Below are 22,017 nucleotides of genomic sequence, written 5' to 3'. Positions count from 1 at the left end.
GACTCGCTTCGTTGAGAAGACGACTCGATTCAGTGAGACAGGACATCCGTCGGCAAACGCTGTTCCTAGAGATCAACTGTCCTTTGCCATCCAATCGAGGCGCGTGACAGCCAACCCAGCCGTTTCGGCTTCTCTGACAGCGATCTAGTCGTGGGGGATGAGCATCGTCGAAATCAGTGGTCGCGCGCGTAGTGGGGCGCATAGCCTCGTGGTTCGCCCAGCATGCGAAGACTTCGATACGAGGAGGCAAGCATGGCCGCCGACAGCGCGACGACGTGGGATGAGCTGCTGGCCGGACCGTTCAACATCCACTCGGTCACGACCCACGACAACCTCCTCCTCGCTGCGATGCGGAACGGGTTCAACCTGACCGACGAGGCGTACCACCGGAGGATGCGCGCCGACCACCTCCACCTCAGCCGGGCCCTCGACGAGCTGGGCATCGCCTACAGCAGCCTTGCCAAGGCGCTCGTGCCCGATCACCGCCGCAGGGAGATCGCCCTCCTTTTCGACTCCAAGCGCTCCAACGGCCTCTACGCCGTAGACGTGACGGAGGCGTGGGTCGCGGGTCTCCCCCGGCCAAAGAAGAGCGTCCCGGTCAACTCGATCCTACGCGGCGACCTCCTTCGCGCCCCCGCCGAAAAGGTGCAGGCGGCTATGGATAAGACCGTCGTCTACCACCGGCCGTACAGAGTTACCTACTCGGAGCTGGTGTACTGCGTGTACGTCACCAACCTGTCCAAGGCACAGGCCGACACGCTCACCTCGACTGCTGCTGAGCACCCCGCCTACTTCGGGTACGCCGACTGCACCGGCCGCAGCACCCTGAAGGCGTTCCTCGGTCTGTCCCTCATGAACTCCGGCCTTCGCGTGGGCGACAGGATCCTGGAAGGCGTGTACGTCGACGAAGAGCCAAACAGCGCAGGGCTGCCATTCGAAGCACTCGGCTTCACGCCCACAGCAGTGATCGACATGCTGTTCCTGCCGTTCCTCGGCTACCGCATCAACAGCCACCTCACCGGCCAGAATCGCGAGGACAACCGCTCCGCGCTCGCCACGCTCAGCCCTGACGCCGCGCGCCTGGAGTCACCCGACATCTGGATGACTCCGGGCCGGTACGGGTACCTCCAGGACGGCAAGCACCGGGACTCCGTGGAGCAGGCCGGCCTGCTCCATCTGGATCAGCCCGCCTTGGAGGCCGCGGTCAGCAAGTTGGTGGCGCAGGGGTACCTATACAACCTGCGCCTCGATAAGTACGGGAACCTGCTCTACACGGCGCTGGTCGACGTCGAAGTGGAGGACGGCCGATACCAGACCTTCACGATCGGACTCCGGTTCAACCGGGAGGACAAGCGCGTCGAGCTGACGACGTTCTTCTGACCACCGGTCGCATGCCCTAATGTCGCACTGTCTTCGACACGGTTTGCATGCTCTTACCTACGCAGCCTGCACGAGCAGACTCGTTGACATCCAAACCTGTCGACCCACGACTAACTTCGCTGTCGAAGGACATCAACGAAGCCACCGGTGCGTGAGTCGAGGATAAGGAAGCGGCGGCCGACCTACCGGTGCGGTCCTGAGTGCATGTCATTGCTGGGTTGGCTCTGCTTCCAGCTCTCTTTCGTCGGATGTGGCCCACCAGAGGGCGAGGCGGAACCGATCGCCGGCTTCGATACTGAGTGCTTCGTAGATCGGGCTGAGGTTGTTGGTGACCGTACGTGTGCTCACTCCGAGGCTCTTGGCGATGGCTTCGTGGGTGTGTCCGAGGCTCATGCCGTTCAGGATGGTCCGGACGCGGGGGGTCGTGATCGTCCCCGACGCCGATGGTGTGATCCTGCCCGCCCAGGGGTCGGCCACATGCCACAGGAGCTTGAAGGTGTCCAGGATGAAACCCAGCATGCCTGGGTGGGTCACCGTCCAGCCTGTCCGGCTGTAAGGGGGCACCGCTTCGCGGTCGGATATGAGGGCGAAGACCTCGTCGATGATGATCATCCGTGGGAACGGGGCTGCCGCGGTCCTGACCTGTGCACCGTGTGGGGTGACTGCCGAGACCCACTGGTTCTCCGGCGCCCGGGAGAGTGCGGTCTCCGGGTAGACAGTCCGCATTCCGATGCCTCTTTCCAGGCGCTCGATGTCGCTTACGGCAGAGATGGTCAGCACTTCCTGCTGGCGGTCCTTGGGGTGCGCGGTGTAGACGTGGGAACTGACGTCGGCCAGGGCGGCGGCGACGGCTGTGTTGGCGTCGCGGGGGCTCTTCATGAACTCGATGCCGCCGCTGTCCTGGCCCCCTGTTGCCGCGCGCGGGAGCTTCGCGAAAAAGCGCGGCAGCGCTCTGAGTCGCTCCCCGGATCGTCTCAGCCGCTCCCACGACTGCTCAATGCTGACTCGTTCTCGGTCCGTCAGGATCTGCCAGACGTGTTGCCGGTCGGAGGGCAGGTATAGATCTTCCTCGAAGATGTGCGGCAGTACCAGGCCAATGCCGAGCAGTTCATCCAGTCCGGGCTGACCCGGCTCAACATGTCCGTCACCACGGGCAACGCGCTCGTAGAGGGCAAAGGCATCATCCGAAAGGGCCAGGCCGTCCGGCGTTCCGTCGCTTTCCGTCGCATCTGTCATTTTTGAACCTTGCGTCTTCTGGAAAGTGCGTGCACACGCAACGCTTTTTTCTTGTGCCGACGGGCCGGAGCGTGGAACCTACACACAGCGACCACGTCTCCCTTTCAGTTTCATCCTTTTCGTGGCCGCTCGCACGATGATCATGATCCTGCCGGGAAGGGCGGGACTCGGCCTGGACTGCAGAATCCGGTTGGCAAAAGCCGCTGATGGCAAGGGCTGCCGTCAGCGCTGGACGAGAGATGGGAATTCAATGATGAGCCGTCAGAAAAGCAGGGTTCTCGTTGCCGCGTTCGCATTGGCCCTGGCGGTGGCAGGGGGATTGGGTTCGGCGCCCACGGTGCTGAGCGCTTCTTCGGCAGACACACGCTGGGACTCGGTGCCGGTGACCATTGCACTGGCCAGTGACCCGAATTGGGACGCGGAGCCTGCTCACGCTCGCGTGGCCGGATAGCCAGCCCCCGCCCGCAGGTTGACGGACTTGCTGGGCTGGGAGATCCGTCACTGAACAGTCGGTTGGAGCGGGGCCGCGCCCGTGCCTTGGCTTGCCTGCCGGGCCTTGCCTGTCAGAGGGGCCAGTCAGAGGGGAGCGGTGGGAATTATCTCCGGAGATCTCGGCGCGAGCGTCATTCCGCGCCCGTTGTCCTCTACGGTCCACACCGGGCGAGGCGCGGCCCTTCTCGTGAGTTCTAGGGGGATCTCCAAGCTCGTCTAGAACTTGACGCGGCATCGCCATAAGTTTCTGGTCGCTCGCCGGCGCCCGGCCAGGCGGAGCTGCGGAATGCTATACGGAACGGGCCGATGCGCCCGGAAATCAGCGACGGCGTCTGAGAGTTGCACCTCTCAGGCGCCGAATGCTGAATGGCATTCACGCTGAGGCAAGGGCGGGAGATCACCTGCCGACGCCGCGCCGGCTCTTTCCCCGGACACCGGAGTGGCGCACGTCAAAGGAGTTTTGCATGTCGGCTGTCGTGCGCAAAGGGTCGAACGTCCCAACCTGCGTGGTGGCTTGTCTGCCTTGCTCCCCGTACATAAATCTGGATGCCCGGCGTGGCCGCTGTCGCCCGCTGGGTCACCGTCCGTCTGGTGAGCAGTGCTCGCTGATGGTTCGCTCGGTGGCCGTGGTGTCCAACCGGCATCCGGGAACGGGGTGGATCTTCGTGGGGTGTGTGCATATGGTGCTGGTCGCTCGACGGACCGCCCGCCGCAGCCCGAACCGAACGACGAGGGGGAGACCGGGATGAACGCCTTACCACCCCACGCGGCTGCCTATCGCATGCCGCACAGCACTCTGGGTCGGGGCTGAAATGAGACCGGCGCCCGGGAGCTACCAACTCCTGGGCGCCGGGCCGATGCCCCGAAGAGCACCGATTCACAACTCACACGGGCGGCTGGACTTTTCCACGAGGACAGCCGCACCGCGCTCCTACAAATCACGGAGTATTGCATGCCCGTCATACCGAGCGGAACCCCAGCCTGCCCGGACAGCGCCGACCGCCAGCGCCGCCTCGCCCTTCAGCTTGCCGACATGATCCCCGGCGCGGCCACCGTCCGCGTGAGCCTTCGGGAGCCCGGGGCGGTCTGGCCGCACCCCCACGCCCGTGTCTGGGACGGGGCGGGGCAGCCGATCGAACTCAGCCGCACGACCGCCACGGTCGCGGCCCGCTGGGTCGTGCGGGTCTGGCCGGACGCCGACTGGACCCGGCCTCACACCCTCGACCTCGCCTCGGCCGTTCTCACCCGCAGCGACCTCCCCACCACTGGTCGGGGCCGCTGACATGGCGCGGATACGGACGATCAAGCCGGAGGCGTTCTTCTCCGAGTCGCTCGCCGAGGTGAGTGTCGAGGCGGAGCGCACCTTCTTCGGCCTGCTCACCCAGGCCGACGACCACGGCCGTCACCGGGACAACGCGGCGATCATCGCCGGGCTGCTCTGGCCGCTTCGCGCCGAGCACACCTCCGTCCATGTCGAGGACGACCTTCAGCAGCTCGAAAGCGCGGGGCTGGTCTGCCGGTACACCGGCTGCGACGGCCGGCGCTACCTGCATGTCGTGACCTGGTCCGAGCATCAGAAGATCGACAAGCCCAGCCAGTCCCGGCTGCCCGCGTGCCCGGAGCACCAGGCGGCGGACCGCTGCGGTCCCTGCAAGGGCCTCTGCGCCAATCACACCGAGGCGTCGCCCACCCCTCCCCGAGGGCTCGACGAGGCTTCGGGGAACACTCCCCGAGCCCTCGATCTACCCGCGCAGCCCGCACCGACGCCTCCCGCCCCCCAAGGCGGGGCCCCGGCCGCCCAACGGGACGCCCCCGCCGACCCCGTCGGCACCCCTGACCACAGTGGCGAGAAAATCGCAGGTCAGACGGCATTCGCCGAGGACTCCCCGAAGGCTCCCCGAAACGTCGGGGAGGGCTCGGCGCCTGGATCTAGGACCTTGGATCCTGGATCTTCTTTCCCTACGGGGCGCACAGCGCCCGATGCCACCGTCTCGGCGAAGGAGCTGGTCGGCGAGTACGTCGCCTCGTGCCAGGAGCGTCCTCCGGGCGACGTGATCGGGCACCTCGGGAGGATCGCCAAGAAGCTCCTCGGCGAGGGCATCGCCTCGGAGCACGTCCGAGCCGGGCTGAAGCGCTTCGGCGAGATCCAGGGCCACCCATCCCGCCTGCCGAGCCTGGTCAACGACGCCATGAACGCCCCCGCCGCCGGTTTTGCGCGGCCGGGATCGCGGTCTACCGTGCCCGCTCATCAGGCGTGGACCAATCCCGTCGATGCCGCCGCTTACGCCGAGGAGCTGTGATGCGCACCCGTACCCGCGACCCGCAGACCCTCGGCGCCGGGGGTGCCCTGGACCGGATGGCCCGCATCCTGGCCTCCCGGAACATCGCCCCGGCGGCCGTCGCCGCCCTGACCGAGGAGCCCGAGCGCGTCTCCGCACTCGATGCCCTGTCGGCAGGGATACCTCCGCGCTACCGGGGCGCGGTGGCCGACCACCCCCAGGTCCTGGACTGGATCCACGACGTCGCCCGGCAGGCCGTCGTCCCGAGCCGGGGCGCCCGGCGGCAGATCACCACGGGCCCGAGCCTGCTGATGGCCGGGGTGGTCGGCTCGGGCAAGACCCACCAGGCGTACGGCGCGGTCCGCGCCCTTGCCGGGGCCGGCATCGGGGTGCGGTGGCGCGCGGTCACTGCCGCGGACCTGTACGCGGAACTCCGTCCCCGCCCCGGAGTGGACAGCGAACGGGAGCTGGCGGTTGTCAGCAGGTGCCCGCTGCTGATCCTCGACGACCTCGGCGCGGCGAAGGCCAGCGACTGGACCGAGGAGATCACCTACCGGCTGGTCAACCGCCGGTACAACCACATGCTCCCCACGCTGATCACCACCAACCTGCGCATCGGGGACCTGCGGGCCTATCTCGGCGACCGCGTCGCCTCCCGCCTGCGTCAGATGACCATCCGGGTCGAGTTCGAGCCGGTCGACCGCAGACGCCTCCGCACTGCCGCCTGACTGCAGCAGGCCGCCGCCGCGCCTGCCCCGTGCGCCCTCGGCGCACCCCGAGTACCTCCCGACCCATGCACTCCTCCGCCGACGCCCCTGCGCGCGGAGAGCGATCGGAGCACACCCCGCATGAGCACCACGACGAACGGCCCGGCCCGCCACCGCTCGCTCGGCGACCAGACCTGGCAGGACCAGGCCGTCTGCCAGAGCACGGAGTACCACCCGGTGGACCCGGAGATTTTTTTCCCTGAGCCGGACGAGATGGACCGTATCCGCGCCGCGAAGGCGCTGTGCCGCCAGTGCCCGGTCCGCCTCACCTGCCTGGACGCCGCCCTGGAGAACAACGACGCCCACGGCATCCGGGGCGGCATGACCGAGGAGGAACGCACGCTGCTGCACGCGAAGCTCGCCACCCGCCTCGACTACAGCCGTGTCAACGCCACCCTCGCCGGACGCGACATCCACCTCACCCATGCCGAACGCCGCGCGGTCATCCACGCCGCCTACCGCCACGGCCTCACCGAGCAGCACCTGGCCCGGCTGCTGAAGGTCACGGAGGAATACGCCAAGAAGCAGTACCGCGAGATCCGCCGCGCTCTGCGCAACCGCGATGTGGAGCAGAGCCGGGAGAACCCTCCGCCTCCCGAGGCCGACGGCAAGCGTCTCCGCCGGGACGACTTCGGGACGGCGGCATGACCAGCACCACAGTGCCGATACCGGCACACATCACCGGCTGGGACCGCGCCGCCATCGTGGCCCTTGGCGCGGCAGGCTGCGCCCTGTCGTACGACGCCCTCCAGCAGATGGCCGTCGCGATCCACGTCCGAGGCCCGCTGACCTACCTTTTCCCCCTGGTGATCGACGGGTTCATCGCCTACGGCGTACGGGCCCTGCTCGTCCTGCGCAACGCCCCGCTGCGGGCCCGCGCGTACGTATGGCTCCTGTTCGGCACGGCCACCACCGCCAGCATCTGGGCCAACGCCCTCCACGCGGTCCGCCTCAACCAGCAGACGGCCTCGGCCAGCGAACTACGGCTCGGGGACACCGTGGTCGCCGTACTGTCCACCCTCGCGCCGCTGGCCCTGGCCGGAGCGGTCCATCTCTACATCCTGATCGCCCGGGGCCCGGTCAAGAACAGTGACCGCGATGACCTCGGTCACTTCGGTCACTCCCGTCAGGCCGGGCGCGTCGCGGTCACTCGGACTGACCGGGCCGGTCAGCAGCAGCCGCAGCCCGGTCGGGCCGGCGCTGGAGAGCCGGTGACCGTGCCGACCGACCGGCCCCGGCTGTCCCCGAACAAGCAGACTCCGGACACCCGGACACCCGCCGGGGACGGTGCCCCGGTGGACAGCGCCCGCCCGGACACCGGTCACCTTGACCAGGGGCCCAAGGGGGCTGACCTGGTCGGACATCTGGATACCATCCCGGCGGTCAGTGACCGGCCGGACAGTGCCGAGCCGGTCACCGGTCATCTGGACAGCCTCCCGCCGGTCACCGACCGGTCGGTCACTGCGCCGCCGGTGAGTGACCGGGATGCCCGGACTACCGGTGACCGGCGGTCTGACCCGGATACCGAGGAGTTGCTGGAGATCGCCCGGTCAGCGGTCAGGGCCGAGGACAAGCTGACCCGGAAGGTGGTCGCGCAGGCGATCCGCGGTCAGCAGATCCCGCTGTCCAGCGACACGCTGACCGCCCTGATGGTCCAGCTCCGCAAGCAGCACGGACAGCAGGTCACCTCCCCCCGGGACTGACCGGACACCACGGCGCTGGGTGACCGAGCCGGACCTTCTCGGCCGGTCACCCGCCCCCGGACACGCGCCCCACGACCTCCTGAAGCGAACCGGAGAGCACCGCCATGCGCACGACCCCCGCAACACCGGCCGAGGTGGACACCTGGCTGACCGTCCATCACCAGCACAGCCACCTCCACCGCACCGAACCCGGCCCCGACAACACCTGGACCGTGCAACGCCATTCACGCAGCACCCCGTGGACCCTGCACCACCCGGTCCTGGCCATGGACTGGATCGAGACCGTCCTGCGCGACGTCCACCGGCAAAACACGGAGACGAGCCGGTGAGCGCCAACGACCCGACGGTCACTGCCCCCGAACCTTCTCGTGAACCCAAGACGGCAATCAGCGCAGCAAGTTGTCGCATACGACGGTCCTACGGCCCGTCGCACGCACTTGCCCCCGCCCAGGGGGGCGGGGGAAGCCCGGCTGGTCCCCGAGCGAGGGCGCACGGGAACCAGCCGGACACCCGGCACCAGGGGGCGCCGGCCGTGGAGGGAGAAGCAGCCGACCGCGCACCGCGCCAGCAGCCGCCCCCGACGCCGCCCGCCTTCCCCGACCGCGCGCCCCGCCGCCGCGCCCGCAACCCGACCGAGCGCACGCACAAGACGACCACCCGCCTCTCCGACACCGAGAAGAGCGAGATCACCGCTGCCGCCCAACAACGTGCCGTCACCGTCGCCCGTTTCCTCGCCGCCGCCGGACTCGCCGCCGCCCGCGGTACGACCGCCACGCAGACCAACGAGCAGCTCGACGCCGCCGTCGACGAGCTGGCCGCCCTGCGCACCGCCCTGTCCCGCATCGGCAACAACATGAACCAGATCGCCCACGTCCACAACGCCGGAGGACAACCCCGTCCCGGCGAACTCGACCACGCGCTCACGGCCTTGACCCGCGTCCTCGCCCGCGTTGATGACGCGGCCGACTTCCTGGTGAAGAAGCGGCTGTAGATGGTTCCCAAGATCCGGCGCGGCTCGCGCACCCACGGTCTGCTCGCCTACCTGTACGGGCCCGGAAAGCGCGACGAGCACACCGACCCTCACCTCGTGGGGAGTTGGGACGGCTTCGCGCCCGACCCCGGCCGCGACCCCGAGGCGACCCTCGCCCGTCTCGCCGCCGCGTTGGACCTGCGGGTCAAGCAGGCCGGCATCAGGGCTCCGGCCCAGCATGTCTGGCACTGTTCGGTCCGTACCGATCCCGGTGACCGGCTCTTGAGCGACGATGAGTGGAACACCGTCGCCCGTCGCCTGGTCCAGGCCGTGAACCTCGCTCCTGAAGGCGATCCGGACGGCTGCCGCTGGGTCGCCGTACGCCACGCGGACGACCACATCCACATCCTGGCCACCATGGTCCGAGGCGACCTGCGCCGCCCTAGGATGAACTACGACTTCAAGAAGGCCCAGGCCGAATGCCGCCGCATCGAACAGGAGATGGGCCTGCGACGGCTCCAGCCCGGCGACGGCACCGCGGCCAAGGCACCCACCAGCGCTGAACGCTTCAAAGCCGAGCGCACCGGCCGCCCCGAGACCTCGCGCGAGACACTGCGCACAGCAGTCCGCCAGTCCCTTGCAGGCGCGGCCGGCGAAGGGGAGTTCTTCACCCGGCTCCGTGAGGCGGGTGTGCGCGTCAAGCTGCGGCACGCGCCGTCCGGCGATGTCCTTGGCTACAGCGTCGCGCTGCCCGGTGACCGCAACCGCGACCGCGAACCCGTCTGGTTCCCGGGTTCCACCCTCGCCCCCGACCTGTCCCTGCCGAAGATCCGCCGCCGCCTGGCCGACGGTACGCCCGAACCCGTCATGCAGGATGATGCGGGCGAGGCCCGTAGGGACTGGTCTGCGCCCGCACACCAGCGGCGCCGGGCCACCACTATCGCCGAGCGCGCCGCGACAGCACTGGACGAGGACGACGACGAAGCTGCCGGTCAGCTCGTCGGCGTCGGCGAACTCCTCGACGCCCTCGCCCAGACCTCCCCGGCAGCGACCCGCGCCGAACTGGGCGCCGCTGCCCGCGCCTTCGAACGCGCCACCCGCAGCCACATCCGCGCCGAACAAGCCGACACCCGAGCCATCCGCTCGGCGGCCCGGGGCATCATCCAGGCCGGCGGCGCACTCGGCCGAGGCGAGGACGGCGGCGCCACCGCCATGCTCCTGTCGACCCTGGTCCTCGTCACTATCGCCGCCGTCCGCTGGCACTCCGCCCGCGGCCACGCCCAGCAGGCCGCTGCCTCCCGGCAGGCCGCCGAGCACCTGCGTGCCGCCTACCGCCAGGCCGCCACCGCACCCATGCGAACCCTGCGCGACCAAGGCCACACCCTGCCCGAACCCGAACGCCGACGGTATGAAGCCGCCATCCGGGCTGCCCTGCCCGACCCCGGAACCCGTGCAGGGGCCGAGCCGACCCACTACGCTCTCGCCGCCACCCTCGCCCAGGCCGAACAGGCCGGGCACGACCCCGAGACCCTCCTGCGGAAGGCCGTCGCCCTGCGCGAACTGGACACGGCCGAGGACGTGAACGACGTCCTGGTCTGGCGACTGCGCCGACTCGCCCACCTCCCCGCACACCCGGGAGACACCAGCCGCTCCACATCCGGCACCGGCAGCCCCAATGCCCCGGCCAACCGGACCGGCGTACGACCCACCTCTGCGACTACGGCTCGGCCCGCCCCACCGGACCCGCGCAACCGGCCGCCGCGCCGCTGACCAGCGGTGTGGCAGGCTGGCGCCCGGCCGACCGGTGCCAGCGAATCTGGACCGATTGCCATCGAAGCTGGACTGCCCTGACTGCACAGGCTCTACTCCGCTCCGGAGCAGAGCCTGTGCAGTCAGGTGATCGTGTAGGGCCTGGGGTGGCCCATCCGCTCGTACTCTGCCGTCTCTTTATCGAGCTGCTCCAGGGCGGTGGTGCGGCCGAATGCTTCCAACTGCATGACCACGGTGCAGATCGCGATGGCGTGGACGCGGTCCAGCGGTGCCAGGCTCTCCACTGCTTTGGTGAGCCCCGTCTCCTCTGCGGCGACTCGGTGCAGGGCCGTCGTCGTCGCGAACTCGGTCTCCGGTGGTGCCAGGGCCGCCACCGCTTTGACCTCGCGCACTGACATGGACGGCTCCCCCAGAGTGTCGAAGAGGTCGTCGTGGGTGAGGATCAGCCAGGCCAGGACGCGCTCCAGTCGGCCGGTGTCCAGATCTGTGAGGCCGTCCGCTACCCGGGCGCGGTCCTGGGCGAGGTAGGCCCGCGTCAGGTCGGCCGCCCGCCACACCGCATCGACCATCCACGGGTCGTCTCCTATTGTCATACGGCTTCTTCTAGCGGACTTGCGGAAACGGCGGCGGCCTTTCCCCTCTGATTCACCACTACGAGGTGGCAGGGTGAGGGAGTTGGCGGTGGAGGAGGAGAGGAGCTGGCCGTCGGCAAACCGGCGGCTGTGATGTCAGACCACCTTCCATCGGTGCACAGCATCAGTTTTGTCGGCGCCCCAAGTAGCAGGGCGTGTTGGGGGTCACCACCCGGCCCTCCCTGCTGGCCCGCAGCTTCTCGACCGGTCCAACTTCGATGTCACAAACCGGCTCACCGGACCCCGGCCGACCGGACTGCAGTAAACCTCTGGACAACCGGATTCACCGGCTGTTATGGATGAACGAGAAGGCCCTCGACCGGGAGATGACGCTCGTGCCCAGATTGACCGACCGCACCGTAGAGCCGACCCCCTCCCTGCCCTCCATCCCCCTCGCCGACGATCCACTGCTGCAGCTCCGGTACGAGACGCAGCCGCCCGACGGCCCCAGCGGCGCCCGCTGTCTCACCCACCCGCAGGAGCTGGCCTTGCGCGGGATCCCCGTGAGGTGCTCAGCCTGCCGTGCACGACGGGACTGGCTCCTGATCAACCAGGGACGCCACGTCTGGGTCCGCTGCCGCTGCAGCAACCAGTGGCTGGAGCCCGAGATCACCCGCGCCGACTACGACGCCATGATCGCCACCCCGCAGCGGACCATCTATCCCAGCGTCGAGCAGGGCCTGATCGCCATGGGGTTCGACGGCGCGTTCGCTGGCACCTACCTGGAGTGGGCGAGCGACGAGCCTGGGTCATGAACCTCACCGAACACAGAGGGGTGCCACCGCATGGCGGTGACACCCCTCTGTTCTGTAGGGCGGTCAGCCGCGGTTGCTGTTCTTGGGGAGCTGGCCCCGGAAGTCGCAGCCGGGGCAGTTGTCTTCGCCCTGGATGTGGCCCTCGTACCAGCCGTGGACGGCGGCGTTAAGGATCGCCTCGTGCACGGTGGCCTCGCCGGTCTCGACCGATGCGATGGCGTTGCCGACGATCACGCGGAGCACGGTGCTGTCGGGTGAGGGGAACGGCGGGGACGGCATCGGTGAGTCGTTCATGAGCGCGAGCCTACGGGTGACCGGGATGGAGATCAGCCGGAATGAGACTTCTCCGTGCCGTGGAGGCCGCGCGGAATCCCCGGCCGAGCGGCTTCCAGCTCTGGAAGGTGGCGGGCCCCCAACGGGGCCGGTCGGCCACGCTGGTGTCGTCGGGTACGGGCAGGGTTCCCCGGCTTTTGCGGCTGCGGGCGGCCGGACGCTGATGCCCAGGTGGGCGGCGACCTCCGGGTTTCCCTAGAGTGGCTGTTCGTCGGCCATCGTCTCCTCCTTCAGCCTGCGTTGAGCGTACGCACCGTCCGAGTGGCTGGGGATACGGCGAGGGCCGCCCCGTGCCGGTCGGCGCGGGGCGGCCTTGTACGGTGCCGGTCAAGTCTCGGCGAGATGGTTGGCGAGGCCCAGGGCGGCGGTGGCCACCCCGAGGGCGGCACACAGGCCGGTCACCTCGTAAAGGGTGGGGCGGACCAGGCGTGGCCAGGTGTCGGGGGCGTTGGGCCAGGTGGCGAGGAGGACCTCGGTGGTGGGCAGGCCCAGGTGGGCGGTGATGTTCCAGCCTGCGGCGGAGGCGGGTTCCCAGTGCAGGCGGATGCGGCCGGGAGGGAGACTCGGGGCGTCTGCCGGGAGCCAGGTGATCTCGAACGGGCCGTCGGGGACGGCGCAGACGCGGTGGACGAGCGCCCCGCATACGCCCGGCGGCATGGGCCGCAGAGCGAAACCGTGCAGCGGGTGCGGAGTTGAAGGCCGGTGTGGCGGCGGGATACGGGTCTCCTGGTCGGGGTCGGCGCGACGGGTCAGGTCCAGTTGAGGGCGTCGCGGACGGGGGTGGGGAGATATCCCTCCTGGCCGTCCTCGGCGATGAAGACCATGCCGTCGCGTTCGATGACGTCGGTGGCGATGAAGTGGGTGAAGGGCCAGTCGGGGTTGACGGCGAGCCGGACGGGCAGGCCGGGGTCCACGGTCTGGAGCTGGCGGATGAGGTGGCCGACGGTTAGGTATTGCGGCACGGGAACCTCCGGAGAGCGGGGGCGGGCAGGACGGACGTGCCGGCGCGGTGTTACTGCGGGTCGAGGCGGAGTAGGTTGCGCAGCACGTCCGGGCCGGGGCCGTCCTCCTGCTTCTGGTGGGTGTCGAGGTGTCGTCTGCGGCATTCGTTGACGTAGCCCTTGCCGGGGTGCTTGATCTCCCAGGCACCGCAGGAGCACACAGCCTGGGAGTAGAAGCGGCCGGGACACTCGGGGTGACGTGGTTTGCCGGTGACGGTGTGCTTGTGCTCGGGCGGGCAGATCGAGTCGTCGGCGTGGTGGTTGGTCAGCGGAGCACGGTATGGCAACGGGTGTTCCTCCAGGTCGGGTGGGGGCCGGTCGGCTCGACGTCCGGACCGGCGGGCAGGTGGGGCGGGGTCAGTCGGACAGCCGGTAGGAGCGCATCGGGAGCGTTTCGTTCTCGGTCTCCAGCACCACCAGGCCGTCCTTGACCAGGCGGGTGAGAGATCTGCCGACTGGCCGGTCGCGGAGTTCCAGAGCCCGGCCGATCTGGCGCGTCCGGGCACCAGGGGTCTTGGCGAGGTGGGCGACGATCCGTGCGTCGCGGCGCAGGGAGTCCTCCCGTACGTCGTCGAGGGTGAGGAGTGTGCCGCTGGCGGTGACCGCGAGGCTGAGCACGAAGGTGAGGGTGTCCGGCGCGGTGTTGACCGTGCTGATGAGGCCGAGGCCCGCGATGGCGGGCCCAGGAAGCCTGTTGAGGTCGAACGCGAGCTTCACGGGATCCTTCCGATAAGCGATGAGGAACAGCCGCCCGGCAGGGAGCCGGGCTGGCGGGGGATGTCAGCGACGAGGACTGGCGGCAAGGGCGGCGAGAAATCCGGCGACGGCCTCGGAAGGGGTGTCGGGGCCGAACTCCTGGACCCAGGGCTCTCCTTCGACGGGGGCCACCCGGACCTGCCAGACGATGTCGCGCTTCCACGCGGCCGGGTCCTCGGGCAGCCAGCCGACGTAGACGCGCCGGTCCGGGCTGGTGCAGTGCACATTGGCCTCCGGGGTGTCCACAACGGCCCACCCGTCGAGGACAGGGCCCGCGCAGTGGTCGCTGGAGAGCCACGCACGGTCCTCCACGGCAGGGAGGACGACGTCAGGCAGGAGCGTGCTGGAGGTGTTCACGGTGAGACGGTCCCTTCGTTGACCTGCGGGTTTTCCCGACGTCCGTACGTTGACATGCGGTGCGCCGATGTACGTAGTCGTTTCCCGGGGCTAGGTGTCTGCCGTGGGCGAACCGGTCGTCAAAGGGCGCGTGGAGGCGCGGGGAAACGCTGGGGCGGGCGGTCGGCCCCCCTGGAGCCCGCATGCGCGCAACCCAGCTCATTCCTGATCAGGAGCAGTGGGAGCTGGCTTGGAGTTCACCGTGACGGAGCGAAGCCATCACTACCTACTCAAGGGACCGCCGGCATCGCTCCACTGCTAGTGGCCAACGCTGTTGATCACTGCAAGTGAGCAGGTCAGCGCACATTGTCAGTGGCGGGCGCTAGCCTCCCTCTCCTCAAAAAGGGAGCGGTGGAGGTTGCGATGGTGGTAGATGCGAGCGTGCTGCGTGGTAGCCGGGTCAAGCAGGCTACGTATGTGTGGCTGATGGGGCTCACGGCGAACAAGGGCTTGTGTACTTACTGCAATGCCAGCCCGTCGACAACTCTTGATCACGAAGACCCCGTCGCGGACAACGGAGCCGATATCTGGTGGAACTTCCTGCCTGCGTGCAAGCCCTGTAACGACTGGAAGCGCAACCGGACGCCAGTTGAGTGGCTCATCGATCAAAAGCTCCACCGTGCTCAGCCGACCGTGGGCTTCGATACGCGTCGGATGCCCCTCCTCATGTTCCACGGGTTCGAGGCCCGTACCGAGCGCGTACGTCGCGAGATCCGCGAGAGCGGTCGAAGGGATTGGTTCCGCCACCACTACGGACAAGCACGCCACAAGAACAAGGCGGAGATGCTGGAGCACCTTGACTCGTGCCGCAAGGAACTGTCCGGCTACCCGCATCTGCCGTGGTCCACTCCCAACGTCCGTACGTGGGCCGCTGACGTGTGCGCCCGCCACATCTGCTGCGGGTGGCGCCACCCCCAGGCGCGAAGCGTGGAGGCGGTGATCCTCACGGATGATCAATACTCGGCATTCTTGAAGTTAGCCTTCGCCAAAGGCATGTCGGGGGGTGACTTCACTGCCATGCTCATCCGGCGGGCACTTGAACGCGAGCCGTAGCGGCGGGGCGAAGCCCGCCTCGGTTCACTCCTCTGGCCAGCATCGCTTGACGGAGGCATACCGGGTCAGGCCCGACTGGGGAATCGATGCCGGTCCGACTTCGCCTGTAGCTCCTGCCCGTGGCGCGTCTTTGGTCCCCCGGGGGACGACGCACGCACCTGGCAGACTCGTTTGGATCACCGCGGACCAGACAAGGATTCCGGGCGTCAGGTTGGAACCGCAGCGGTCGGCCGCCGGCCGGTGCAGCTCCCAGGTGACCGTTGCTGCCTCTGTGACCTCTGCCCGGATGCGCAACATGATCCATTGTTGTTGCGTCTCTGGTTTGCCGTCGGCAAATGTGGCATGTCAGTATCAAAACTCATGAGTGGTGCTCATCGCTACAACTCGGTCAGTTGTCCGGCTCTGGCGTGAGTGAGCGCACGCATGGTGCACGATAGGTAACGCTCTGATAGGAGCCGTTGTCTCGATCCAAGGAGATTTTGTGACTGACCCTCGTCCGTCCCCGGCTCAACGACGAGTCAGGCACCTGCATGCCGAAGCGGCTCCCATGGCGCAGCGCATGGTTTTGGGGAGTCACCTGCGGGAACTCCGTGAAGGGTTAGGCATATCCGTCGTGGATGCCGGCAGGCACATCGGGGCCTCCGGATCCAAGATCAGCCGGCTTGAGACGGGGCAGCACGTCTACAAGGCCAGGGACATCAGTAGTTTGCTGGACTTTTACGGCGTCAGCGACGCTGCGGAACGGCACAACCTGATGGAGCTGCTCGAACACGCCAACCAGCGTCCTTGGTGGCAGGACTGGTCGGATGTCGCGACGAAACAGCTACAGACCTTCGTGAGCTTCGAGGAGATGGCGCAGCGGATCCGCACATACGAGCCAGCGCAGCTACCGGGTCTGCTGCAGACCGAGGAGTACGCGCGAGCTGTGATCCTGTCGGGGCGGGAGGCTACGTCCCGCCGGGAGGTCGAGCGGCTTGTGGATCTGAGGCAGCATCGTCGACTGCGGTTTGAGGGGGCGCCGCCCAAGAGGCTGATCTCCGTGATCGATGAAGTGACGCTCATCCGGCCTTTCGGCGACAGCGGGATTATGCGCAGGCAACTCGACCACTTGATCGCGCTGACGGAGCAGCACTCGCGCTACGTCATGCGTATCGCGGAACTACGCAAACCCAATCTGCCGGTGGTGCTGGGGTCGACTACCATCTTTGACTTCGAGGACATGTTGCTCCCCAGCATTGTCTATACCGAGCAGTTCGACGGTGCTTTTATTCTGCAGGAAGAGGAGCAGGTGGACCGGCGGGTCAAGGGCTTCGACCGTCTGCAGAAAGCATCGCTGAGCCACAAGGGTTCTGCCCAGCGTCTGCGTGACCTGAGGAGCGCGTTCTAGCCCCTTTTCCGCGCAGGCAGCGCCCGATCTGCCCGTGTCTGACCGGGCGCTGCCGGTTGGGCGCTATGGCTTCTGTGCCACTCCGGCGTACAGGGATACCTGGGTGTCAGTCACGAGACTTGGCCCACTGGCGGCCTCCGGGCGCCAGCGATGCGCTACGACAAGCCCCGGGTCGGTCAGCGTCAGCCCGTCGAAGAAGCGGAGCACTTCGGCCCGACTGCGTACCTGTGTCGGAGTGCCGGCGGCGGTGTAGACGTTCACGATCGCCGCCCATGCCGCGGGGTCGAAGTCTGGGGTGCAATGCGAAAGGCTCAGGTAGGAACCCGGCGCCAACCGGTTCAGCAACGTTCGCACTATGCCGTACGGATCACGGTCGTCCGGAACGAAGTGCAGCAGGGCGTGAAGACTCAGGCCGACCGGGCGGTTCAGGTCCAGGTAGCCAGACTCCTCTATCGCCGCGAGCACCGAGCCGGGGTCGGTCACGTCCCCTTCGACATAGGTAGTGGCGCCTTGTGGTGAGCTGTTGAGAAGTCCGTCTGCATACACAAGCACAATCGGGTCACTGTCCACATAGACGACCCGCGCGTCCGGGGCCGCTTCCTGGGCCACTTCGTGCAGGTTGGGAGCAGTCGGAATCCCGGTCCCGATGTCGATGAACTGACGGATCCCGCACTGGCTGGCCAGATAGCGCGCTGATCGGTGCATGAAGGCGCGGTTCACCCGCGCCACTGTGCTGATGCCGGGAAAGTGGCGGGTGACTTCCTGTGCCGCTTCCCGATCAACCGCGTAGTTGGTTTTCCCGCCCAGGTAGTAGTCGTACATCCGGGCGCTGTGAGGCCGGTCCTGCTGTAACTCCCCGTCCCCGCTGCCCGTTTGCGGGTACTTAGTCCTGTCATCTTCCACGCCATCCCCTATTCGCAAGCATGTCGCATCTGTGCAAGCCAACTCTGAGGTGAGTTGGATGCAACAGATGCACTTGCATCATGGTCACTGAGTACCCGTCAGAACAACCGCGTGTCCACCCCTCGACCGCCATTCGCCCCGCACGACCTTTGAGGCGTGAGTCCGGGGGCACCAGTGCGAACAGGGTGATGTCAGCCTGCTGATCTCGCCCCGTCCCTTGCCTTGGCGGACGCGCTCACCGGCGTGCACAAGGCGAGGTGATGCACGCCCGGCAGGCATGCATCACCTCTTGTCTGGCGGATCCAGGACGGCCAACTTCCGTCAACCGTTCGGCGAACTACAAGTCCCCGATGGCCACGGCCGTGATGAACGCCGAGGCGTCGTCACGCATGAACCCCAGGACAGGCCCGTCCGGGACCTTGGAGTCACGGAAGGCGATGGCCTTGGGACCACGAGCGGCGACCTCGACGCAGGCGCCATTGTGGTTGCTGTAAGAACTCTTTCGCCAGGCCGTCACCGGGACGGCTGCTGACTGTTCAGCGCGTCCCTTCGTGACGCCTGAGATCGTTCCGGATTCCCCCGTCATCATCAGCTCCTCTGCGCTTGCTGCCAGTACCCCGTTGGCTCTGGGTGCAATTGCATCCCGATAGTCATTTGAAGGATGACCCGTCAAGGCGGTCCCTGAACCTGTATGAAGCATCTTTCTCTGTGCGGCAGCAGCAGCCAGGCATGCAAGTGCGCGCCGGGAGCCTTTTTCTTCACGGACTTCGCGCCGGCGCACTCACGAGGGCGCGCGCAACGCATCAGTTACCTGAGGCATATTCGTTCGACAACCGGATGACGGTGCCACCGGGCATCTCACCTGCGGAAACAGCGAAGATGATGCGATTTTCGGAAACAGCCCGGACGCTCAGCAGCTCCGCAAACTGCGGGCGCTCTCACAGAGAAGCCGGTAGGCGCACCGCTGTTCAGGGCGTCCAGCGCTCGCGGGGCGGAGGGAAACGGTCCAGGAGCGGTGGCAGCCGGTAGAGCACCGGCCTACTCTCAGTGCCCGCTGACTGAGTTATTCGGTTCAGCCGCAGAGCCCTGGCTCCTCAGGTTGTGGAGCCCGGTGCCAGGGCTCTGCGTCTCTACGACAGAAGGAGTCGCAATGGCGACATCCCCCGCCCGCCGAGGCGGCAAACGCAAACGCCACCCTGATCGGCAGGCTAGCAGCCGCACCCGAAACACCACATGGGGCGCCTGTGCCGTCAACGCGCTTATGGCGGCGCATGTCTGCGGTGCTGCGCCTTACCCGGGCCCGCAGACGCCCCCGGACCCGATGACCTTCCTGGCGGCCATGGTCCTGTCCGCCCTCACCATCTGGCTCAGTACCCGTGGAGCCCCGAACGGCGCGTGAATAACGGTCGGGGGCGCCAAGATGCGGCTCCCGACCACCACTGCCGCTCCGCGTGATGGCCAGCGAAGCGGCAGCGCCGATCCATCGGATATGCGGCAACGAGCGCAGCCCTCGTTGCCGCATATCCGCCATCGAGCTTCCGAGGAAGGACATCTCGCATATGCGCGTCACGTTCCGTTCTGGTCACGCCAACGAGCCACTCCCGCGAAAGAGCGCCTTTTCTGGCTTGCCCAATGACTGCATTGCCTCTTACGGCCAGGCGGCTCATTGGAAAAGCCAAGCGGCCTGTTCGGTAATCGCTCCCGCTCCGGCAATGGCCGACACCGCCATGCGAGAAGTAGCTGAACATGCACTGGTTCAGGTCAACCACCTTGTACAGGTGGCCTCCCAGGCCGACGCACCTGTGCAAACTCTCGCCGAGCAAGCTATGCACTTTCGTCTGTCAGTAGAGGCGCTCACGGATCGTCTGATCCACATTGCTCACGAGATCCGGCAAGCCCTGCAGGATCCGGAAGTCACACAGCCAACGCAGACTGAAAGCGAAAGGTACAAGGCGACTGGGGATGGTGATTCTCGCAGCTCGTGCAATCGCCCAGTCAGATGTCAACTGGGGTCCGTCCTCGCGCATGTGCAACGTTTCTCGCATATTCCCCTTGAGGAACTTGCCTCCAGCGCTGGCCTCTCGCTTTCCCAGATGTCCCACATCTTGGCTGGCGAACAATTCCCTAACTGGCGCGTTACTGAAAGCATTGCGCGTATTTGCGGAGCTGACCCGCTGATCCTGCGAAAGGTGTGGGAAGACGAAAAGAGCCGTCAGGAGAATTCCTCCATCTGCCGGTTCGACCGCCCGAGGGCACTTAGGGGTGATCGCTAGCGGACTTTCCAACGGATCACATCTAGGGCCCGAGAAGCAGTGGTCCTGCTGGCAGGAGCCGGACGGATGCGCAGATGGCGCGGGTTTTGACCGACGCCTCCGACCACTGATGTGTGCTACTTGAGGCCAGTGGCGGCGGGCACAACGGCTTCTGCGGCGCGTAAAGCAGGGATGGTGGTCAGCGGCTGTGTTCTGGGCGCGAGCTTTGCGGAGCTGACGGCTGGCGCGGGGCCGGGATGACGGGCCGTGCGCTGGCGGGCGGGGGCACGGTGGTGCGGGCGCTGGCGGCTTGGGCGCGGCGTACGTCCAGTGGTGTCGGGACTGGTGGTTTGACCGGGGTGGCGGTGGCCTGTGGGGGAAGGTGGCGTACGTCGTAGCCGTAGCGGATGACGGGTGCCGGGTCGGTGAGGGCGGTGTTCATCGCGGCGACGAGGCCTTCGGGGGTGAAGGAGGAGGCGGTGGCGTACCACCGGTCACCGGGAGGGCCGGCCTGCATGAGCCATCGTTCTTGGTGCCCGGTCATTTCGGCATGGTGGTCGAGGCGGTGGCGGCGCAGGTGGACTTCGGCGAGTCCGTCGGGGGAGTGGAAGGAGACGTCGGTGGTTCCGTAGCGGTGGCTCCAGCCCGCTGCTGCGAGGGGCGTGCCGACGTCGAGGGCCGCGAGGGTGTCGTTGCCGTAGTAGAGGTAGGAGTCGGGGCCGTCGGTGTAGGCGGTGGCGAGCGCGGTGGTGAAGCCGGCGACGATTTCGGTGGGGGTGCTGTTCTGGAAGGTGACGAGCCAGCGGGGCGTGGCGAAGGGGTCGGAGTACGCGGTGATCTTCCAGAGGGTGGCGTCTTCGCCTTCGGGGAGGTAGCCCAGGCGGACGGTGTGGTCCGGGGAAGCGACGTACACATTGGCCAGCTCGTCGCGGGTCAGCTTCCAGCCCAGGTCGAGGAGGGGCCGGAGGGCGGGACCCGCGGTGTAGGTCGATCCGGCCAGGTAGCAGGGGGTGATGTGGTACTCGCGCCACGGTTCGGGGTCTTGGTTGTGCGGCACGGTGTCTCCGGAGGGGGCGGTCAGCGGCGGTGCGGCGGCGCGGGCGCGGGCGTGTTGCCGGCAGGCTGGGCGGCGGGTGCGGCAGGGCCGCTGTGCGGGGCGTTGGTTGTGCGGGCGAGAGCGGCGGACCGGCGTGGATCGGGGCCCGCGTTGGCCGGCCGGGCGGTGATGTAGGGGAGGTTCCGCTCGGGGATGGCGTGGAGCGGGCGCTCGACGGGGTCGGTGCTGCTGAGCGCAAGCACGGCTTGCTCTACGAGGTAGAGGGGGGTGGTGCTGGTGAAGTCGGCGTGCCAGCGTTCGCCGTTGACGCGCTCCACGCAGCCGTACATCGTCCACTGCGCGGGTCCCCCGCCTTCCAGCTCGGTGTAGTGGTCGAGGTGGTCCTTGTGCAGGCGGAAGTAGGCGTGCCCGTCCGGCGCGTACTGGTACAGGTAGGAGGCGGTGTCCTCGGTGTGCCAGCCGCGGTCGGCGAGGGTGCGGGCGGGGCTGGCGGGCCGGTGGTGGGGGCCGCCGTGGAGGAAGTCGCGGTGGTTGCTGGGCAGCCCTGTGGCGAGGGCGCGGGTGAAGGCCGCGGTGATCTCGGCCGGGGTGTTCTGGCTGAAGCTGGCGGACCAGACGGGCATGCCGAGCGGCTCGCGGTACTGGACGATCTTCCAGCCCCCGTACCGGCTTTCGGGAACCGAGGCCACCAGCGCGTCCCCCCGCGGACTGGTGAACATCAGCCCAGTGGTGGTGTTCACGGTGCCCCAGCCGTGGGCGGCGGACAACGGGGCGTGGATGGTGGTGGTATCTCCGCGTCCGGCGAGGTAGACGGGGAAGACCAGCATGTCGGTGTCGGGAGAGGGTTCGCCCAACGGGAGGGGGCTCATGGTGAGGGTTCCTGGCGGGAGGGGCA

At 67.7% G+C, this 22,017-nt stretch carries 26 protein-coding genes; 14 read left to right on the top strand and 12 right to left on the bottom strand.

Annotated features, from left to right (window positions below; genetic code table 11):
* Positions 1–252 precede the first annotated feature (252 nt).
* Positions 253–1,380 (top strand): hypothetical protein, encoded by a 1,128-nt coding sequence (locus ACFU9P_RS12455; protein WP_384079331.1) that lies wholly within the window; start codon positions 253–255, stop codon positions 1,378–1,380.
* A gap of 207 nt (positions 1,381–1,587) precedes the next feature.
* On the opposite strand, the gene ACFU9P_RS12450 is transcribed toward ACFU9P_RS12455, so the two are convergent.
* Positions 1,588–2,616, bottom strand: coding sequence for a hypothetical protein (locus ACFU9P_RS12450; protein WP_384079328.1), 1,029 nt, complete (start codon positions 2,614–2,616; stop codon positions 1,588–1,590).
* Positions 2,617–4,060: 1,444 nt separating this feature from the next.
* Here ACFU9P_RS12450 and ACFU9P_RS12445 point away from each other — a divergent pair.
* From ACFU9P_RS12445 to ACFU9P_RS12410, 8 genes are all read left to right on the top strand, one after another.
* Positions 4,061–4,390: a transcriptional regulator gene (locus ACFU9P_RS12445; protein ID WP_384079325.1), complete on the top strand. Its 330-nt coding sequence runs from the start codon at positions 4,061–4,063 to the stop codon at positions 4,388–4,390.
* 1 nt (position 4,391) lies between these two features.
* Complete coding sequence (locus ACFU9P_RS12440) at positions 4,392–5,408, top strand: hypothetical protein (RefSeq protein ID WP_384079322.1); 1,017 nt, start codon at positions 4,392–4,394, stop codon at positions 5,406–5,408.
* Positions 5,408–6,115: an ATP-binding protein gene (locus ACFU9P_RS12435; RefSeq protein ID WP_384079319.1), complete on the top strand. Its 708-nt coding sequence runs from the start codon at positions 5,408–5,410 to the stop codon at positions 6,113–6,115. The genes ACFU9P_RS12440 and ACFU9P_RS12435 overlap by 1 nt, the downstream gene beginning before the upstream one ends.
* A gap of 120 nt (positions 6,116–6,235) precedes the next feature.
* Positions 6,236–6,802, top strand: a complete 567-nt coding sequence (locus tag ACFU9P_RS12430; protein ID WP_384079316.1) for a WhiB family transcriptional regulator — start codon at positions 6,236–6,238, stop codon at positions 6,800–6,802.
* Positions 6,799–7,857 carry a DUF2637 domain-containing protein gene (locus ACFU9P_RS12425; RefSeq protein ID WP_384079313.1) on the top strand — a complete coding sequence of 353 codons (1,059 nt, stop codon included), beginning with the start codon at positions 6,799–6,801 and terminating at the stop codon, positions 7,855–7,857. The genes ACFU9P_RS12430 and ACFU9P_RS12425 overlap by 4 nt, the downstream gene beginning before the upstream one ends.
* Before the next feature lie 104 nt (positions 7,858–7,961).
* Positions 7,962–8,186, top strand: coding sequence for a hypothetical protein (locus ACFU9P_RS12420; RefSeq protein ID WP_384079310.1), 225 nt, complete (start codon positions 7,962–7,964; stop codon positions 8,184–8,186).
* 203 nt (positions 8,187–8,389) lie between these two features.
* A complete protein-coding gene (locus tag ACFU9P_RS12415) occupies positions 8,390–8,848 on the top strand; it encodes a MobC family plasmid mobilization relaxosome protein (RefSeq protein WP_384079307.1) in 459 nt (152 codons plus the stop codon).
* Positions 8,849–10,597 (top strand): relaxase/mobilization nuclease domain-containing protein, encoded by a 1,749-nt coding sequence (locus ACFU9P_RS12410; protein WP_384079304.1) that lies wholly within the window; start codon positions 8,849–8,851, stop codon positions 10,595–10,597.
* Positions 10,598–10,719: 122 nt separating this feature from the next.
* Here the strand turns inward: ACFU9P_RS12410 and ACFU9P_RS12405 are convergent, their stop codons facing one another.
* Positions 10,720–11,190 carry a hypothetical protein gene (locus tag ACFU9P_RS12405; RefSeq protein WP_384079301.1) on the bottom strand — a complete coding sequence of 157 codons (471 nt, stop codon included), beginning with the start codon at positions 11,188–11,190 and terminating at the stop codon, positions 10,720–10,722.
* Positions 11,191–11,528: 338 nt separating this feature from the next.
* Between ACFU9P_RS12405 and ACFU9P_RS12400 the strand changes: the two genes are divergently transcribed.
* On the top strand, positions 11,529–11,984 hold the full coding sequence (locus tag ACFU9P_RS12400; protein ID WP_384079299.1) for a hypothetical protein: 456 nt from the start codon (positions 11,529–11,531) through the stop codon (positions 11,982–11,984).
* Between the two features lie 63 nt (positions 11,985–12,047).
* Here ACFU9P_RS12400 and ACFU9P_RS12395 read toward each other — a convergent pair whose 3' ends face one another.
* Positions 12,048–12,278, bottom strand: coding sequence for a hypothetical protein (locus ACFU9P_RS12395; protein WP_384079296.1), 231 nt, complete (start codon positions 12,276–12,278; stop codon positions 12,048–12,050).
* Positions 12,279–12,319: 41 nt separating this feature from the next.
* Between ACFU9P_RS12395 and ACFU9P_RS12390 the strand changes: the two genes are divergently transcribed.
* A complete protein-coding gene (locus ACFU9P_RS12390) occupies positions 12,320–12,481 on the top strand; it encodes a hypothetical protein (protein WP_384079293.1) in 162 nt (53 codons plus the stop codon).
* A 163-nt stretch (positions 12,482–12,644) separates the two neighbouring features.
* On the opposite strand, the gene ACFU9P_RS12385 is transcribed toward ACFU9P_RS12390, so the two are convergent.
* From ACFU9P_RS12385 to ACFU9P_RS12365, 5 genes are all read right to left on the bottom strand, one after another.
* On the bottom strand, positions 12,645–12,974 hold the full coding sequence (locus tag ACFU9P_RS12385; protein ID WP_384079290.1) for an esterase: 330 nt from the start codon (positions 12,972–12,974) through the stop codon (positions 12,645–12,647).
* Between the two features lie 92 nt (positions 12,975–13,066).
* Positions 13,067–13,279 (bottom strand): hypothetical protein, encoded by a 213-nt coding sequence (locus tag ACFU9P_RS12380; protein ID WP_384079287.1) that lies wholly within the window; start codon positions 13,277–13,279, stop codon positions 13,067–13,069.
* A 50-nt stretch (positions 13,280–13,329) separates the two neighbouring features.
* Complete coding sequence (locus tag ACFU9P_RS12375; protein ID WP_384079283.1) at positions 13,330–13,605, bottom strand: hypothetical protein; 276 nt, start codon at positions 13,603–13,605, stop codon at positions 13,330–13,332.
* Between the two features lie 70 nt (positions 13,606–13,675).
* Complete coding sequence (locus tag ACFU9P_RS12370; protein WP_384079281.1) at positions 13,676–14,035, bottom strand: hypothetical protein; 360 nt, start codon at positions 14,033–14,035, stop codon at positions 13,676–13,678.
* Positions 14,036–14,098: 63 nt separating this feature from the next.
* On the bottom strand, positions 14,099–14,431 hold the full coding sequence (locus ACFU9P_RS12365; protein ID WP_384079278.1) for a DUF317 domain-containing protein: 333 nt from the start codon (positions 14,429–14,431) through the stop codon (positions 14,099–14,101).
* A gap of 390 nt (positions 14,432–14,821) precedes the next feature.
* On the opposite strand from ACFU9P_RS12365, the gene ACFU9P_RS12360 reads away from it, so the two are divergent.
* Positions 14,822–15,523 carry an HNH endonuclease gene (locus ACFU9P_RS12360; protein WP_384079275.1) on the top strand — a complete coding sequence of 234 codons (702 nt, stop codon included), beginning with the start codon at positions 14,822–14,824 and terminating at the stop codon, positions 15,521–15,523.
* Between the two features lie 547 nt (positions 15,524–16,070).
* On the top strand, positions 16,071–16,910 hold the full coding sequence (locus ACFU9P_RS12355) for a helix-turn-helix domain-containing protein (RefSeq protein ID WP_384079271.1): 840 nt from the start codon (positions 16,071–16,073) through the stop codon (positions 16,908–16,910).
* Between the two features lie 63 nt (positions 16,911–16,973).
* Here the strand turns inward: ACFU9P_RS12355 and ACFU9P_RS12350 are convergent, their stop codons facing one another.
* Both ACFU9P_RS12350 and ACFU9P_RS12345 read right to left on the bottom strand, forming a co-directional pair.
* Positions 16,974–17,813 (bottom strand): SAM-dependent methyltransferase, encoded by an 840-nt coding sequence (locus ACFU9P_RS12350; protein WP_384079268.1) that lies wholly within the window; start codon positions 17,811–17,813, stop codon positions 16,974–16,976.
* 337 nt (positions 17,814–18,150) lie between these two features.
* Positions 18,151–18,330: a DUF397 domain-containing protein gene (locus ACFU9P_RS12345; RefSeq protein WP_384079265.1), complete on the bottom strand. Its 180-nt coding sequence runs from the start codon at positions 18,328–18,330 to the stop codon at positions 18,151–18,153.
* 937 nt (positions 18,331–19,267) lie between these two features.
* Here ACFU9P_RS12345 and ACFU9P_RS12340 point away from each other — a divergent pair.
* A complete protein-coding gene (locus ACFU9P_RS12340; RefSeq protein WP_384079262.1) occupies positions 19,268–20,086 on the top strand; it encodes a helix-turn-helix domain-containing protein in 819 nt (272 codons plus the stop codon).
* Between the two features lie 178 nt (positions 20,087–20,264).
* Here the strand turns inward: ACFU9P_RS12340 and ACFU9P_RS12335 are convergent, their stop codons facing one another.
* Positions 20,265–21,122, bottom strand: a complete 858-nt coding sequence (locus ACFU9P_RS12335; protein ID WP_384079259.1) for a DUF317 domain-containing protein — start codon at positions 21,120–21,122, stop codon at positions 20,265–20,267.
* A gap of 20 nt (positions 21,123–21,142) precedes the next feature.
* Entirely contained in the window at positions 21,143–21,991 is an 849-nt protein-coding gene (locus tag ACFU9P_RS12330) for a DUF317 domain-containing protein (RefSeq protein WP_384079256.1), read from the bottom strand.
* Between the last annotated feature and the right edge of the window lie 26 nt (positions 21,992–22,017).

Origin of the sequence: Streptomyces sp. NPDC057617 (genome assembly GCF_042800555.1) — a bacterium.
Classification (GTDB): Bacteria; Actinomycetota; Actinomycetes; order Streptomycetales; family Streptomycetaceae; genus Streptomyces.
The sequence above is the reverse complement of the archived record's forward strand: the minus strand, read 5'-3'. Positions and strand labels throughout refer to the sequence as shown.